The sequence below is a fragment of the Mucilaginibacter sp. genome (assembly GCF_036568825.1).
GTDB lineage: Bacteria > Bacteroidota > Bacteroidia > Sphingobacteriales > Sphingobacteriaceae > Mucilaginibacter.
Genome location: NZ_DATCRU010000004.1, coordinates 16817 through 32021 on the forward strand (window position 1 = coordinate 16817; position 15205 = coordinate 32021).

Sequence of the window (15205 nt, forward strand, 5' to 3'; positions counted from 1 at the left end):
TCTGAATGGTTAACCAATCCAACTACTTAACTATTCAACTATTTAACCCAACAACCCCAACACCGCTTCCTTATCTTTCCCCAACTGTGTGGTCAGGTCTTCTAATGAAGTAAACTTAATATCACCCCGTACAAAGTGCAGAAACTCCATACGGATAGATTGGGTATAAATATCCTGGTTAAAGTCGAAGATATTTACCTCGATATTCCTTGTGATACCATTAATGGTAGGGCGGTGGCCGATGTAACCCATGCCTTTATATTTCTGATCGCCGAGCCATACATGAACAGCAAATATTCCGTCACCGGGAATCAATTTATAGCTTTCTTCGATCAGGATATTAGCAGTAGGATAGCCAATAGTTCGCCCGATCTGGTCGCCACGATTTACTTTGCCGCTGATGAAGAATGGATAGCCCAAAAACTCGTTTGCCAATTCGATCTGATCGCCTAATAAAGCATTGCGGATACGTGTAGAACTTATTGCTACATCATGAATATCCTGTTCGGGTATCTCGATCACATTATAGCCATAAACCGGGGCCAATCGCTGCAGGTCGGCCAAGCTGCCCTGGCGGTCCTTACCAAAACGGTGGTCGTAGCCGATAACAATTGTCCTAGTACCTATTTTATTTACCAGTACGTCACGAATGTATTCCTCGGCAGTTTGATTAGAAAAGTCTCTTGAAAAAGGAGTGATGATCAGGTGATCAATACCTAGTTGTTCTAACAGAAATGCTTTCTCATCCATTGTATTGATCATCTTTAAATCCTGGTCTTCCGGATGTATAATCATTCGTGGGTGAGGGAAAAAGGTAAGTATTACCGTTTCACTACCTGACTCTTTCGCCTGCTGTTTTATCTGTTCAATGATTTTGCGATGACCCAGGTGCACGCCATCAAAAGTGCCAATGGTAACCACCGCATTTTTAACAGGTGTAAATTCGTCAATATGATGGTAGATCTTCATTAGACACGATTATATGATTACACTGATGCTTTTATAATTACACCTATTAGGATTAAAGGTTGCCTCGTTACTTAAAGTTTACTCAACGGTTGCTTTCAGTTCCCTTATAGTATTCACCAATTCCATCACTTCCCAGGCGTCACCGATTACAAAGCTGCCGCTTCGCGTACGTTTTAAGCGTGATAAGTAGGCGCCGTTATTTAAAGCTTTACCAAAATCGTTTACTAATGAACGAATGTAAGTGCCCTTGCTACATACCACACGGAAATCAACCTCTGGTAACTCGATCCTCGTTATTTCAAACTCGGTGATCGTTACATTACGCAGGCGAAGTTCCACCTCCTCGCCACGACGTGCTTTTTCATATAAACGCTCCCCGTCTATCTTTACTGCCGAATGTGCGGGTGGATATTGTTGAATGTCACCAATAAACCGCTGACAGGCGGCCTGTATTTGTTCTGGCGTGATATGATCGACGTTGAATAACTGTTCCGGTTCGCTTTCCAGATCGTAGGTTGGAGTAACAGAACCCAGTACCATAGTGCCGGTATACTCCTTTTCCTCAGCCTGGAAATTATCGATCTGCTTGGTCATTTTACCAGTACAAATGATGAGCAGGCCTGTAGCCAAAGGATCGAGCGTGCCAGCATGACCAACCTTTAACTTAAGCGGTTTAAAGGCATTGCGTATTTTGCCGACCACGTCAAAGCTGGTCCATTTGTAGGGTTTGTTTACCAGTAATAGCTGCCCCTCTGCAAATTCTCCTATGTTGGTGAAAGTCCGTTTCAAGTGTAAATTTTGCGCAAAGGTAGAAAAAGATTACACTGATTTTTAGGGGTGATTACACCGATGCTGCAAGAATATATCGGTGTAATCAAAATCTAATCAGTGTAATCATATTGTATGTAACGCATTTCCCGTAAAATACAGGATAATGATCACAGCGCCCGCCAGAATACGGTACCAGCCGAATACCTTGAAACCGCGCTTCTCTAAAAAGGTGATGAAAGTCTTAATAGCTAACATTGCCACAATAAAAGCAATTACACTGCCGATCAGCAAGAATTTAACGTCCTGGTGAAAGTCCGGAGTGTCAAAAAGGCCTTTCTTTTTAAAATCCCAGAGATCTTTTACCGTTGCACCGAACATGGTAGGCACAGCCAGAAAGAAAGAAAATTCAGCCGCTGCGGTACGGCTTAGCTTTTGCGTCATACCGCCTACAATAGAAGCTGCAGAACGCGAAACACCCGGTATCATAGCCAGGCACTGAAAGAAACCAATCTTCAGTGCGGTAATGTGGCTGATCTTCTTTTCTTCGTCGATGGTTGGCTTGTTGAACCAGTCGTCCACAAACAACAGAATGATACCACCCACCACAAACGAAACAGCTACAATCAACGGGTTTTCCAGCCATTTATCAATATGCTTTTTTAGAAGTAAGCCTAATATCACGGCAGGGATAACGCCTATAACAAGTTTGATATAGAAATCGACAGAGCGCACAAAGCGTTTAAAGTAAAGGATCACCACGGCCAGGATAGCGCCTAACTGGATAACCACTTCAAAAAGTTTGACAAATTCGTCTTTATTGATGCCCATTAATGAGCTGGCTACTACCATGTGCCCGGTAGACGATACCGGCAAAAATTCAGTCAGTCCTTCGATTATGGCGAGGATGATAACGTGGATGATGTTCATTGGGGTGATTATGTTGAATGGTTGATTATGTTGATTAGTTGAATGGTTGTTTAGGCTAACTACTTAACTAATCAACCATTTAACCACTTAACTAAACTATCAACTAAACGTTAGCAGAAGGTTTTTTCAATATCGCATAAAAACCTATGGCGAAGCCTGCCAATACTACTACCGGGGCTACAACGATTTTTGTAGTGCTGTAAATATCAGTGGTGCCCGACATCAGGATGAACCCGAAAATAACCACTGCAATAGCAATAATGAACCAGCGGTAATTGCTTTTATCAAAAACGAATTTTACCGGAACATGTCCTGTCTCTTTTGACGGTGTTTTGATGGAGCTGGTTGGCTTTGTTTGAACTTGTGCCATGTATTTTAATGATTGAATGACTGAATTAGTGAATTAGTGATTTTTAGCTTAAGGCTGAAAGCATAAAGCTAAAAGCCGTTTTTTGTTTGTTATTAAATAAAAGCTTTAAGCTTTGTTCTTTCTGCTTTCAGCTTATCTGTATAAGTTATAAATTTTTAAACGTAAATATTTATTTACCGCCAGGAAGGTGCTGAATCCTGATATAAAAATGCCCAAACCAACTACTATGGCGAACACGATACCAAACTCAGTGTAGTTTTGCAGGATTACCAGGTCAGGTATTTGTTTTTCGGCTAAGTAAAGTGCACCCATCAATATGATGATGGCGATCAGCGCACCTAAAATGCCATGCCAGATGCCGTACAATATAAACGGACGTCGGATGAAATTCTTAGTAGCGCCTACCAACTGCATCGACTTGATCAAAAACCGCTGAGAGTAAATTGCGAGGCGGATAGTGTTATTAATCAGTGCAACTGACAGCAACACAAATATAGCCGCAAAACCTAGTATGATCAGGCTGATGGAAGTCAGGTTCTGGTTCATCTGGTCGACAAGCGATTGCTGGTATTTTACTTCCTTGATGACCGGGTTCTTCATCAATTCGGTTTTAAACTTCTCGATATCGGTATTGTTGGCGTATTGTGCTTTCAGGTAAACATCCAGCGATCCTGAAAGTGGGTTGTAGCCGAGGAATTTTACAAAGTCTTCGCCCAAATCTTTCTGCAGGTTACGGGCAGCAAGCTCCTTGTTTACATACTGCGTCTGCTTCACCATCGGGTTGGCATCCAGTTGCTTTTGCAGTTGCAGCACATCGGTTTCGTGGGCGCTTTCGTCTACATAAATGTTTAGCACGATATTTTCTTTCACATAGCGCGAAAGGTTATTGGCATCAACCAGTAAAAGGCCCAGCAAACCGATCATCAGCAATACCATTGCAATACCGAAAACGGTTGATATGTAAATGGTTTTGGTCTTATTAGCTGATTCACTTGCTTCAAATTCTTCCATATAAAACAGATATGAGATGTTAGATTTGAGATGTGAGACAAATCTCAATGTCGCGAAAATAACAATCCTGCAATTAAAGGTAAAACTTTATCTGCGATTATTATTCGTAAGGCTTTGTCTTTAACACATTTTAACAAAACACGATTTAAGGACTGGATGGATTTTGATTGATAAATGCGTGTTGCCAACAAAACAGAGTCAGATTTTGTTATTCTTTGAAAAGCATCTCTATGACAAAGCCTGCAAACGCTACCAATAAACCATCGCCGTCAGATACTCCAACCCATCGTCCGCACGATGAAGGGGATAAAGCCGTACGGCATCAAAGTGATACGCATTATCATGCCGATAAACCTCATGGAGGTGATATCGCCAAAAAGCATGAGAAAGAAGAACAACCTGTAAGCCCGATAAAAAATCCTCCGAAAGAAAAGGGGATGGAGAAGGGGGAAGTGCAACCGTAGTTTGGAGTCTTAAGTCTGGAGTCAGAAGTCTAAAGTGAAGAAGGTAGCCGACTTAGAACTTAAGACTTTCGACTTAAAACTTCAATCCCTGCAACGTTTCTAAAAATTCAAGGTCTTATCTTCAGATTATTAAAAATTACTGATCATGAAGCTCTGCCTTACCTCATTATTGTTGCTGTTCGGCTTGTTTGCCTCGGCACAAAACAACCAATCCCAAATTGAAAAAAGTGTCGATTCAGTTTTTAAAAATTACGATACCAAAACCGGTCCGGGAGTAGCGGTATTGATTGTTAAAGATCAGCAGGTGATATTCAAAAAAGGGTATGGTATTGCCAATCTTGAATATGATGAGCCTATTACACCAACATCCGTTTTTGATATTGCTTCGGTATCCAAGCAGTTTACAGGCTACGCCATTTCGACATTGATACAACAGGGTAAAATCTTTGAGGATGATGATATTCATAAATACCTGCCTGATGTGCCGCAATATGCACATAAAATAACCATACATAACCTGATACATCATACCAGTGGCATACGCGACTGGCCGATGACGCTTAACGTGGCAGGCTGGCGCTGGGATGAGGATTTCCTGTTTGACGATATTATGCGGATGGTAAAGTATCAGAAAGACCTTGATTTTGAGCCGGGATCAAAATTCTCTTATTCTAACACAGGTTATAATTTACTGGCAGAGATTGTGGGTAAGGTAAGCGGTAAGCCATTCCCGCAATGGGTGAAGGAAAATATTTTTACTCCACTCAATATGAACTCATCAATAGTAATGAGCGATCATCAGAAAGTGATCAAGCACCTGGCTACTTCTTATTATGGTAATGGTAATGGAGCGGGAAAGATCAATGATGCGCTGATAGCTTATGGCTCAAGCTCGATATACACTAATACCGAAGATCTGGCTAAATGGGTGATCTTTTTTCAAAAGGGAATGCAATCAAAAGACCCGGTAATTGAGCGTATGCTGCAAACCGATGTACTTACCAGCCAGGCTAAGAATACTTATGCCTATGGTTTATTTATTGATGATATGGATCACGGCCTGCGCAGCATTTCGCATGATGGCGGCTGGGCAGGATACCGTACGCTGATTAAAAATTATCCTGATGAAAAGCTTTCTATTATTCTGCTAAGTAATGCTGCTGATTTTAATACTGATGCTGGTGGTTTGGATGTTGCCAAAGTGTTTTTGAAAGACAAGATAAAAGCCGGTTCGCAAAGAGAGAACCTGCAAAATGTGCCTACTGTAAAAGTGAATGAAAAGCAATTGCAAAAATATACAGGCAGCTACCAGTTGGGCACGGGCTGGTATGTAACATTTACTGTCGAAAATGGTAACCTGATGGTTCAGGCGAATGGCGAGGATAAATTCTCTACCGCTGCTAAATCCGACAGTGTTTTTTGGGTGCAGGGTTATGGCTAGTCATTTACTTTCCGGGATATAAAGGATAAAGCCTATACTACCAAGTACCGTAATATCATTGCAAAAAGAATAGTGCCGGTTTCGGTTACAATCAATCAACTGAACGATTATGTAGGCAGATATCGCAGCGAAGAGCTGGAAACCGATTACAGAATAACTCTCGATAACGGTAAGCTTTCCATTTACCAGATACGTTTAGGTGATGTTCCACTTGATCCTGATCTGGCCATTAGCGATCAGTTTAGTACCCGTATCGGTTCTATTAGTTTTACCAGGGACACCAACGGAAAAGTGAATGGTTTGAATATATCAGGTGGAAGGCCGAAGAATATTAGATTTGTGAAGTTGTGATCGCTAGTATTTGTTCCTAGACCACGTCATTGCGAGGAACGAAGCAATCCCAAACTATACAGAGCGAATAGAACAGCTTAGAACTTGCATAGCGGACCTGCTAATCGGGGATTGCTTCGTCGCTCACTCCTCGCAATGACGGTAAAATATAACTACTCAGTCTTCACGATTTCACAATCCCCGCAGAGTTAAACTGCAGATCATACAACTTCCGATAATAACCATGCTCAATTTTAAGTAATTCCTGGTGGGTGCCCATTTCCTTGATCTCACCATGATCCAGTACGATGATCTTATCAGCATTTTGGATAGTAGATAAACGGTGAGCGATGACAATGGCTGTGCGGCCCTGCATCAGTTTATTAATGGCGTTTTGGATCAGCAGTTCAGTTTCGGTATCTACAGATGAAGTAGCTTCGTCCAATACAAGTATAGCCGGATTGTAAACCAAAGCCCGGATAAAAGAAATCAATTGTGCTTGTCCGGATGATAGGGTAGAACCACGCTCCATTACATTGTAATCGTAACCGCCAGGTAAGCGTTCAATAAAATCATGTGCACCTACGCCTTTTGCTGCTGCGATGATCTGCTCGCGGGTGATTGCGGGGTTGTTCAGGCTGACATTGTTGGCGATGGTATCCGAAAACAGGAAAACATCCTGTATAACAGTTGCGATCTGTGAACGTAGATAGCTAACATCATATTCCCGAATATCAACGCCATCTACTTTTACTGCCCCCTGGCCAATTTCATAAAAGCGATTAAGAATGTTAATAGTAGACGATTTACCTGCACCTGTAGCGCCTACCAAAGCCAATGTTTCACCTGGGTTAACATGAAAGTTAATATTTTTCAGTACCCAGTTCTCATCATTATAGGCAAACCAAACATTTTTAAAATCGATCTCACCACGCAGGCTTGCTGGTTTCAGCGTGCCTGTGTTAACGGCTACTTCATCAGTATCCAGTACTTTAAAAATACGGTCGGCACCTACCATGCCCATTTGCAAGGTGTTGAATTTATCAGCTAACTGCCTTATCGGACGAAATAAAAGGTTGAGCAATACAATAAACTCCAGTATCATGCCGGGCGTAACCGGGTGATTGCCGCTGCCCAAAGCAGCAAATTGCTGATCGGTCAGAATTCGTTTACAGCCGTACCAAACCAGCAGGGCCATGCTACACGCAAAAAGTATTTCGACAACCGGGAAGAAAATCGAATAGTACCAGTTAGAGCGAATATTCGCATCGCGGTATTTCATGTTTACCGCTTTGAATTTGCGCATCTCCTGGTCCTCGCGCGAGAAGTATTGTATAATGCTGATGCCCGAAATGTGCTCAGCTAAAAATGTATTTAGATGTGCCACCTGTGTACGCACTTCCTGGAAGGATGACTTGATAGCTTCTTTAAAAACATAGGTGGACAACATCAGGAAAGGCATCGGGATCAGCGTTATGAGTGCCAATTTCCAATCGCGCACCATCATCAGGATGATGATAGCGATTACCAGCAGCAAGTCGCCGACTATGGAGATCAACCCTTCAGAGAAAATATCAGCAATAGTTTCCAGGTCAGATACCGTGCGGGTGATGAGCATGCCTATAGGCGTACGATCAAAATATTTTAATCGCAGGCTCATGATATGGTTGAACACATCTTTGCGCAAATCACGAATTACCGATTGGCCTAAAGCATTGGTAGAATAGGTTTGATAATACTGTACCGCAGTTTGTATGGCTAGCTGTGCAATCATCAGCACCACCATCAATACCAATCCATTGTAGTTGTTTGCGAGGATGTATTTATCCAGCGTCAGTTGCATCAGGATAGGCTGCACCAAAGCGCTGCCCGCCAAAAAGATAGTCAGGAAGGCTGCGATGACGAATGTAGACCTGTAAGGTTTTACATACTTCATCACCCGCCCCAGCAGGTTCCAATCAAGTGCTTTCCCGGTTACGTTAGACATTTTTTTTGAAAATTCTAAGCTCTAATTTCTAAACTCTAAATCGGACTCTTTACTTTTTAGATTTTAGAGATTAGGATTTAGAGTTTAACATTTAGAGTTTAGCATTTAGAGTTTATTACAAATATGGATATTTTATCTCCGTTAAATATAATCCGCAAGCTGGTACCGACGTTCCGGCATTGCTGCGGTTTTTGCTTTCTATGATCGCCCGCACATCTTCCGGTTGAATCTCTTTACGGCCCACTTGCATTAAAGTTCCCACAATCGCGCGAACCATATTACGTAAAAAGCGGTCGGCAGTGATATGGAATACCAGGCAATGTTCGCTGTAAATCCATTCGGCCCGTGTTATTTTACAATTGTTAGTATACGTTTGTGTGTTCGATTTGCTGAAACAACTGAAATCAGTATACTCCATAATAATACGCGCAGCAGCATTCATCAGCGCAATATCCGGTTTATCGCGTAACTGCCAAGAATGATTGATCTTGAATGGATCTTTATTAAAATGCACGTGATATTCATACGAACGTGAAGTAGCATCAAAGCGTGCATGAGCATCAGCATGAACAGCTATAATACGTTTTACTGCAATGGCATCAGGCAGAATGGCATTAACACTTGTAACCGTTTTTATAAGGTCGATGGATTGTTTATCGTTGACTATTGACGATTCACCATTCACCATTGACTCTACATCGAAATGCACATAGAAGTCCCGTGCATGTACCCCCGTATCTGTACGCCCGCACCCCGTAGTTTCAATAGGTTCGCGAAGAACGATGGTCAGGGCGTCGTTCAGCAGCTCCTGAACGGTGGTAGCGTTAGGCTGTATTTGCCAGCCATGAAATTCGGTACCATCGTAGGCCAGTTCAATAAAATAGCGTTGTTTTTCGGACACGTGGCAAAGTTAAATTTTGATTTATGATTTTTTCGTCTGTGATTTGTTTTTTTAAGGCACTCAAGAGGGCTTCGCCGTTGAGAATTAAGAATTACGATTTGAAAGTCATGTTTTTAACCCTATTTCGGGATTTTGGTTCAAACAATTTTATCTTTGCGCTAGGCGGAGGTTGAAATAGTTGTAAAAGTTGAAGTAGTTGTAATAATTGAGAGTACTCAATTACAACCTCTATAACCATTACAACCTCTACAACATTTTTAACTTCAAAAAAATGATCCAACGTATACAAAGCGTTTACTTATTACTGGCCAGCCTGGTCATTTTTGCGCTTTTCCTGTTCCCGCTTGTTCATAATGTATATGTGGGTGGGGTGCCTTCTACTATTAAAGTGACCGGCATTTATCAGGACGCAAACGGAGCACAAGCGCATACTGAAAGTTTTATAGCCCTGATTGCAGCGACGGCAGTGGTCGCCATTTTGCCGCTTGTCCTGATATTTTTATACAAAAACCGTAAGCAACAAATGATGTGGTGCTATGGTTATATTGTTGTGATATTCGGTTATAGTTTCTGGATGGCCGAAACTGTTAAATCTTATACAGGTGGCGTTAGTCTCACTACCAATAATTTCGGAATTGGGGCGTTATTAAGTTCAATAAGTATCATTTTCGCATTACTGGCAGCAAAGGCCATACAGCGCGATGAAAAATTAGTAAAATCGGCAGACAGGTTAAGATAAGACGCGACACGATTAAAGAATTTATAGGATGAAGAATTGGATTAAGGTAGTATTGTTTTGTCTTACCTCTGTGCTGTTTATTGGCTGCGACAGGATCACCAAAAACCTGGCAAAAGAGCACCTGATGTTCCATGAGCCGATTTCTTATTTGCACAATACTGTTCGCCTGGAGTATGTAGAGAACACCGGTGCTGCATTGAGCCTAGGCGACCAGCTTTCAAAACCGGTTAGCTTTTGGTTGCTGAGCGTTATACCGTTGGTTTGTTTGTTGGTACTTGCCGGATATGTGCTAACTAAAATCAATACGTATAATCCACTTAAACTATTTTCGTTCGCCCTCATCATCGCGGGCGGCTTAGGCAATATCATCGATCGCCTGATGTTCGATCGCCACGTAACTGACTTTATGAATGTTGGTATCAGCAATTTCCGTACAGGTATTTTTAATGTGGCTGATATGTGCGTTACTGCCGGGGTAATCGGCTTGTTGTTTTCTTTGAGGGAGAAGAAACCCAATCTTACTCTTAATACGGAACAGGATACAAATACTATTGAATAAATCCCCTTTTACTTTACGCGTATTGTAGCTTGATTGATAACTAAATTAGCTGTTTCATTTGCAATGCCAATCGTTACAATTGCACCGCTATTGAACCTTAAAAAATCAGCTTCTATACCATCGCTGAATATGATCCCATTCGATGGCATAAGCGATTCTATCTTCAATGCTTGTTTAGATGTTATCATACCCCTGGTTATTCCTGTTTGCGTCCTGATACTCTGAAAAGGTTCTCTTACCGCAAAAAGCAGTTCGTTATCTTTTATCCTGGGTTGTTTGGGTTTAAGATTTTTCTCAAACAGGCTGGTAATGCCATAAGCCATATTAAAAACCGAGCTTAACCAGCCTGTTGAACCTGCCAATGTTGAGACGATCAGTCCGCTGGATGATTGCTCTTCGGTCTTTGCTCCAAAACTGATCTTATAACGTGCTGAGACATGAGAGGATGCGCCAATAAACAAATCATTAAAAGCTAATAGCCGTTGATTATCATTTAACCGGGCCTCGGCAAACCGCATTGTTTTGGCCTGGAATTGCCTGCTGATCACCCCTTCCACACCGGTTACAAAATTCGAAGTATCAAAAGGTAGCAAAACGCCATCATAGCGCTGTTTGTCGGGGTTTACAGCTACAATTGGAATACCTTTTGAATATTTTGCTGTGTTGGCTACCAGCCCGTCTTGCCCGATGACGATGATAAGTTGCTTTTCTGAAAAAATGAAAGACGGAATAAAACTTCTTTCAATTATTTTATACTTTATTACTTTCGAAAGCTGGGTTTGAAGACTGTTTAACGATAAATAAAATGTCTCATGCTCTAATTCGTAATCTTCAAAATTGCCGTTAAGCCTTTCGATATAAAATTTAGCCTGTGCTTTGGTATTGAAACGTTCAATTAAAGATTCAAGCCTGGTTTTATTTTTTACGATGATTGCATATTCTACATCCATCTTTATTTTTCCTGCTTATCATTTAAAAGCGATTCTAATAACTCAGGGCTGATATTCAAATTGCCGATCTTATCTGCATTCTCTGCAAGTTGTCTGAATGCCAATGCAATATTGAATTTGGGGTCAGGGTTATTATTCAGAGCCGTGAGGATCTTCCAGTCAATGTCCTTATAAGGTTTCAATGTAGTTTCTGTTACGAAGCCTTGCGTTTCCGCTTCTTTCTTATCGTTAGCGGTCTTTTTTTCTATGAACAATTTCCTTTGATTTTCGACTGCGATATCTGCTTCAAGTTTCATTTCTCTGAGCTTTCTGTCGTTATCAGCTTTTTGCACATCAGACTCCATTCTTTTCTCGGCAATCTGTTTTTGCTTTTCTTCAACAGCAATTTCAGTATTTAGTTCTGACTCCTTGATCTTCCGCTCCTGTTCAACAGCGAAATTTCTGCGCTCATAAATAGCCTGATCGGCTTCTTGTTGCAGCTTTTCTCTTGTATCTGTTTCCAGCGCCCTCGCCATTTCTGGTGTAGCTGATACCGCTAAAATATTTGCGCCTAAAATCTCGATCCCTAACATACCCACAACTGACGACGAAGCAAGTCCTTCAACTATTTTTCCTTCAATAGCCTTTGCTGAGCGTATAGCATCTTTAAGTTTGATGCTATGGACATATGATGACGTGGCTGTTTGCGCCTCGTTTATAATGCGCTGATTTAATTTTTCGATATCATTCTTCTTATACTGTCCATAATCGTTTACGGTAAAATCAAGAACATCTGCCAACTCTTTAGGCTTGCTGATTTTATAGCTAATCTGGCCCTGGATACTTACAGCTTGATAGTCATTAGTGGATTCAGTGAAAATGAACGGTAAATCATTACTGCTCATGGGTATCGCAACAATAGAACTGTTAGGGGCGAAATAGAAAAAAGAAAGCCCTCGTCCCTCTCTTTTTATATTCCCGTTTTTAAAGTGCAGAACATACGTGGTAGAGTCGAATTTAATGTGTTTTAGTCCGAACATGATATGGATTGGAGTTTAGGTTATTCGCTTGGGTTACTGGTTGATTATTTCAAAAATAGTTATTTGCAGGTCTTTCGGAAAGTTATTTATTAATTTCGAAATTATAAATAAATGGTTAAGAAGATAACGGTTTTTGCCTCGCACCTCTGATATTGATTAATTGTATTTGCTTTAATTGGGGTTTAATGCGATAAGTTAGTATTGTTAGCCTGTTTATAGGGCCACGATAAACATTTTTATGTTTTGACGTTTTTTCCAGGATTTCCGGATGCTCTTTTAAAATCTCGAAGAAACTATCCGTTTCTGTTATAAAATTGATGATTTCCCGTTCTGTCCAATTTTCGGCCAGGTAATTAATTATCCGCTCATAACCAGTTACGGCTCTCTTGGTCCAGACTATTTGGAACGCCATTTTTGATATTTAGCCATTACTTCTTCGTGTGGTATGACTTCGCCGCTATCTGCTTGAGCTAACCCTTCTTCTATTTCTGTTTTCTCATCCATACTGATGTGATCCCACCAATCGCTTTGTTGCTTCTTTTTTAAAGCAATAAAGCGTTTGATGATTGACGGTTCATTAATGTCGGCCAACCACCTGATCAATTCTAATTTCTCAGCTTGAATATCCATAACGTCTAATTCTATATCAAAAATAAGGTTTATCCTCCACTAAAAAAAGCCTTGCCCTGGGTCTTAGTTGATGGATGAATTACTATCCAATTGTCATCTTTCCCATTTCCCAACCAGCTATTTGAATTGCAAAAAATAATACCTACCTTTGCGCCCGATTTGGCGATGTTGCCAGATACGTTATTTTAATTCATGAACCCATTTATTGAACTGGGAATCCGTCATGATATTGTTAATGCCATCTCTGAGTTAGGATTTGAGAATCCTACTCCAATCCAGGAACAGTCGATCCCGGTATTGCTTACAGGCAGCAACGATTTTGTCGGATTGGCCCAAACCGGGACCGGCAAAACTGCTGCTTTTGGACTTCCATTACTGGAACTTATCGATTTCGAAGCAAATCATCCGCAGGCGCTTGTACTATGCCCAACTCGCGAACTTTGTTTGCAGATCACTAATGATCTGAAAAATTATGCAAAAAACATGCGCAACGTACACGTTGTGGCTGTTTATGGCGGCGCAAGCATTTCTGATCAATTACACCAGATCCGTCGCGGTGTGCAGATCGTCGTAGCTACGCCGGGCCGTATGCTGGACATCATTAACCGTAAGGCTATTGATTTCAGCGGTGTAAACTACGTAGTATTGGATGAGGCTGACGAAATGCTCAACATGGGCTTTCAAGAGGATATTGACAGTATTTTGTCTACCACACCCGATGATAAAAAAACATGGCTGTTTTCAGCCACCATGCCTTCAGAAGTAAGAAGGATCGCCAAAAAATACATGACCGATCCTTATGAGCTTACCATGGGCGCAAAAAATACCGGTAACGAAAATATCGAGCACGAATATTATGTAGTACGTGCCCGTGATAAATATGCTGCCTTTAAACGTATCGTCGATTTTAATCCGGAAATCTTCGGTATTGTATTTTGCCGTACCAAGATCGAAACGCAGGAAATTGCTGAATCTTTAATCAAAGACGGTTACAATGCTGATTCATTGCATGGCGACCTATCTCAACAGCAACGCGATAAGGTAATGAAACGTTACCGTGAGCGCAGCCTGCAATTACTGATCGCAACGGATGTGGCTGCACGCGGTATCGACGTAAACGATGTTACTCACGTTATCAACTATTCTTTGCCTGATGAGATCGAAAACTATACCCACCGCAGCGGTCGTACTGCACGTGCCGGTAAAACCGGGGTTTCTATCTCTATCATCAATGCAAAAGAATTTGGCAAGATACGCCAGATAGAAAAAGTAATTGGCAAACGCTTTATCAAAGCTGAAATTCCTACTGGTTTTGACGTAGTTGAAAAGCAACTGTTTGCTTTAGTTCACAAAGTACATAATGTAGAGGTTAATGAGCAACAGATAGAGCAATACGTTCCGCGCATCATGGACGAGTTTAAGGACATGAGCAAGGAAGATATCATCAAGCGTTTTGCATCGCTGGAGTTTAATCGCTTCCTTGATTATTATAAAAACGCGCCTGATCTGAATGCCCAGGTTGACGAAAATCGTCGTGTTGAAGGTGGTGACCGCTTTAACCGCACAGGTATGCGTTCAGACTTCACCCGCCTGTTTATCAACTTAGGTTCTGTTGACGGCTTTGGTCGCGGAGAATTGTTAGGTTATATCTGTAACAGTACTAAGATCAGCGGTAAAACCGTAGGTAAGATTGATGTTAAAGGCGTTTATTCCTTCTTTGAAGTTCCGAACGACGACGTAGATAAGGTAATGAACGGCTTTAAAAGCGTTGATTTCCACGGCCGCGATGTAAGAATAGAAATTTCTGGTGATTCGCGTAACGAAAACAGAAATGGTGCGTCTAACTATAAAAGACGTGAAGGCGGCGACAGGAGAGAAGGTGGTTTCCGCAGAAATGGCTACAGCCACGAGGGCGGTAATAAGGAAAGAGCAGGAGCACCAAATGGTGGTGGTTTCCGCGATTTCTCAGGCAAACGCCGCGAAGACCGTTCAGGTAATAATGGCGGTGATCGTCGGAGAAGATACTAACTAGTTAACCAGTTACCGGTGACTAGTTATCAGGCAGATTCCTGGTAACTGATTAACAGGTTAACTGGTCACTCAAAAAATAAGTTTTAGGTTTAGTTTAGTTTGCAAG

Annotated in this window: 17 protein-coding genes; 6 read left to right on the forward strand and 11 right to left on the reverse strand. The window is 41.4% G+C overall.

Annotated elements, in window-relative coordinates:
* Positions 1–42: 42 nt before the first annotated feature.
* The 5 genes from ribF to VIM89_RS00785 all read right to left on the reverse strand — a co-directional run bounded on the left by ribF (position 43) and on the right by VIM89_RS00785 (position 4048).
* Entirely contained in the window at positions 43–969 is a 927-nt protein-coding gene (gene ribF, locus VIM89_RS00765; protein WP_488154205.1) for a riboflavin biosynthesis protein RibF, read from the reverse strand.
* Positions 970–1047: 78 nt separating this feature from the next.
* Positions 1048–1758: a tRNA pseudouridine(55) synthase TruB gene (gene truB / locus VIM89_RS00770; protein ID WP_488154206.1), complete on the reverse strand. Its 711-nt coding sequence runs from the start codon at positions 1756–1758 to the stop codon at positions 1048–1050.
* Positions 1759–1863: 105 nt separating this feature from the next.
* Positions 1864–2667, reverse strand: coding sequence for an undecaprenyl-diphosphate phosphatase (locus tag VIM89_RS00775; protein WP_488154207.1), 804 nt, complete (start codon positions 2665–2667; stop codon positions 1864–1866).
* Positions 2668–2770: 103 nt separating this feature from the next.
* Complete coding sequence (locus VIM89_RS00780) at positions 2771–3037, reverse strand: DUF3098 domain-containing protein (protein ID WP_488154208.1); 267 nt, start codon at positions 3035–3037, stop codon at positions 2771–2773.
* A gap of 132 nt (positions 3038–3169) precedes the next feature.
* Positions 3170–4048: a cell division protein FtsX gene (locus tag VIM89_RS00785; protein WP_488154209.1), complete on the reverse strand. Its 879-nt coding sequence runs from the start codon at positions 4046–4048 to the stop codon at positions 3170–3172.
* A 230-nt stretch (positions 4049–4278) separates the two neighbouring features.
* On the opposite strand from VIM89_RS00785, the gene VIM89_RS00790 reads away from it, so the two are divergent.
* The 3 genes from VIM89_RS00790 to VIM89_RS00800 all read left to right on the forward strand — a co-directional run bounded on the left by VIM89_RS00790 (position 4279) and on the right by VIM89_RS00800 (position 6304).
* Positions 4279–4512 (forward strand): hypothetical protein, encoded by a 234-nt coding sequence (locus VIM89_RS00790; RefSeq protein ID WP_488154210.1) that lies wholly within the window; start codon positions 4279–4281, stop codon positions 4510–4512.
* Positions 4513–4657: 145 nt separating this feature from the next.
* Entirely contained in the window at positions 4658–5953 is a 1296-nt protein-coding gene (locus VIM89_RS00795; protein ID WP_488154211.1) for a serine hydrolase domain-containing protein, read from the forward strand.
* A 72-nt stretch (positions 5954–6025) separates the two neighbouring features.
* A complete protein-coding gene (locus VIM89_RS00800; protein ID WP_488154212.1) occupies positions 6026–6304 on the forward strand; it encodes a hypothetical protein in 279 nt (92 codons plus the stop codon).
* A gap of 163 nt (positions 6305–6467) precedes the next feature.
* On the opposite strand, the gene VIM89_RS00805 is transcribed toward VIM89_RS00800, so the two are convergent.
* Positions 6468–8270, reverse strand: coding sequence for an ABC transporter ATP-binding protein (locus VIM89_RS00805; RefSeq protein WP_488154213.1), 1803 nt, complete (start codon positions 8268–8270; stop codon positions 6468–6470).
* 115 nt (positions 8271–8385) lie between these two features.
* Complete coding sequence (truA, locus tag VIM89_RS00810) at positions 8386–9171, reverse strand: tRNA pseudouridine(38-40) synthase TruA (RefSeq protein WP_488154214.1); 786 nt, start codon at positions 9169–9171, stop codon at positions 8386–8388.
* 271 nt (positions 9172–9442) lie between these two features.
* Here truA and VIM89_RS00815 point away from each other — a divergent pair, with 271 nt between their 5' ends.
* Both VIM89_RS00815 and lspA read left to right on the forward strand, forming a co-directional pair.
* On the forward strand, positions 9443–9910 hold the full coding sequence (locus VIM89_RS00815; protein ID WP_488154215.1) for a DUF4293 domain-containing protein: 468 nt from the start codon (positions 9443–9445) through the stop codon (positions 9908–9910).
* A gap of 28 nt (positions 9911–9938) precedes the next feature.
* On the forward strand, positions 9939–10469 hold the full coding sequence (gene lspA / locus VIM89_RS00820) for a signal peptidase II (protein ID WP_488154216.1): 531 nt from the start codon (positions 9939–9941) through the stop codon (positions 10467–10469).
* An 8-nt stretch (positions 10470–10477) separates the two neighbouring features.
* Here lspA and VIM89_RS00825 read toward each other — a convergent pair whose 3' ends face one another.
* The 4 genes from VIM89_RS00825 to VIM89_RS00840 form a co-directional block, all read right to left on the reverse strand.
* Positions 10478–11419, reverse strand: a complete 942-nt coding sequence (locus tag VIM89_RS00825; protein WP_488154217.1) for an NAD(+)/NADH kinase — start codon at positions 11417–11419, stop codon at positions 10478–10480.
* 2 nt (positions 11420–11421) lie between these two features.
* Entirely contained in the window at positions 11422–12438 is a 1017-nt protein-coding gene (locus VIM89_RS00830) for an SPFH domain-containing protein (protein ID WP_488154218.1), read from the reverse strand.
* A gap of 115 nt (positions 12439–12553) precedes the next feature.
* A complete protein-coding gene (locus VIM89_RS00835; protein ID WP_488154219.1) occupies positions 12554–12850 on the reverse strand; it encodes a type II toxin-antitoxin system RelE/ParE family toxin in 297 nt (98 codons plus the stop codon).
* Positions 12835–13068 (reverse strand): hypothetical protein, encoded by a 234-nt coding sequence (locus tag VIM89_RS00840; RefSeq protein WP_488154220.1) that lies wholly within the window; start codon positions 13066–13068, stop codon positions 12835–12837. The genes VIM89_RS00835 and VIM89_RS00840 overlap by 16 nt, the downstream gene beginning before the upstream one ends.
* 192 nt (positions 13069–13260) lie before the next feature.
* On the opposite strand from VIM89_RS00840, the gene VIM89_RS00845 reads away from it, so the two are divergent.
* Complete coding sequence (locus VIM89_RS00845) at positions 13261–15096, forward strand: DEAD/DEAH box helicase (protein WP_488154221.1); 1836 nt, start codon at positions 13261–13263, stop codon at positions 15094–15096.
* Positions 15097–15205: the final 109 nt, after the last annotated feature.

Excerpts from the sequence above, each read along its gene's own strand:
- ribF (WP_488154205.1), bottom strand. The coding sequence starts at position 969 with ATGAAGATCTACCATCATATTGACGAATTTACACCTGTTAAAAATGCG.
- VIM89_RS00775 (WP_488154207.1), bottom strand. The coding sequence starts at position 2,667 with ATGAACATCATCCACGTTATCATCCTCGCCATAATCGAAGGACTGACT.
- VIM89_RS00780 (WP_488154208.1), bottom strand. The coding sequence starts at position 3,037 with ATGGCACAAGTTCAAACAAAGCCAACCAGCTCCATCAAAACACCGTCA.
- VIM89_RS00785 (WP_488154209.1), bottom strand. The coding sequence starts at position 4,048 with ATGGAAGAATTTGAAGCAAGTGAATCAGCTAATAAGACCAAAACCATT.
- VIM89_RS00790 (WP_488154210.1), top strand. The coding sequence starts at position 4,279 with ATGACAAAGCCTGCAAACGCTACCAATAAACCATCGCCGTCAGATACT.
- VIM89_RS00795 (WP_488154211.1), top strand. The coding sequence starts at position 4,658 with ATGAAGCTCTGCCTTACCTCATTATTGTTGCTGTTCGGCTTGTTTGCC.
- VIM89_RS00805 (WP_488154213.1), bottom strand. The coding sequence starts at position 8,270 with ATGTCTAACGTAACCGGGAAAGCACTTGATTGGAACCTGCTGGGGCGG.
- VIM89_RS00815 (WP_488154215.1), top strand. The coding sequence starts at position 9,443 with ATGATCCAACGTATACAAAGCGTTTACTTATTACTGGCCAGCCTGGTC.
- lspA (WP_488154216.1), top strand. The coding sequence starts at position 9,939 with ATGAAGAATTGGATTAAGGTAGTATTGTTTTGTCTTACCTCTGTGCTG.
- VIM89_RS00825 (WP_488154217.1), bottom strand. The coding sequence starts at position 11,419 with ATGGATGTAGAATATGCAATCATCGTAAAAAATAAAACCAGGCTTGAA.
- VIM89_RS00830 (WP_488154218.1), bottom strand. The coding sequence starts at position 12,438 with ATGTTCGGACTAAAACACATTAAATTCGACTCTACCACGTATGTTCTG.
- VIM89_RS00835 (WP_488154219.1), bottom strand. The coding sequence starts at position 12,850 with ATGGCGTTCCAAATAGTCTGGACCAAGAGAGCCGTAACTGGTTATGAG.
- VIM89_RS00840 (WP_488154220.1), bottom strand. The coding sequence starts at position 13,068 with ATGGATATTCAAGCTGAGAAATTAGAATTGATCAGGTGGTTGGCCGAC.
- VIM89_RS00845 (WP_488154221.1), top strand. The coding sequence starts at position 13,261 with ATGAACCCATTTATTGAACTGGGAATCCGTCATGATATTGTTAATGCC.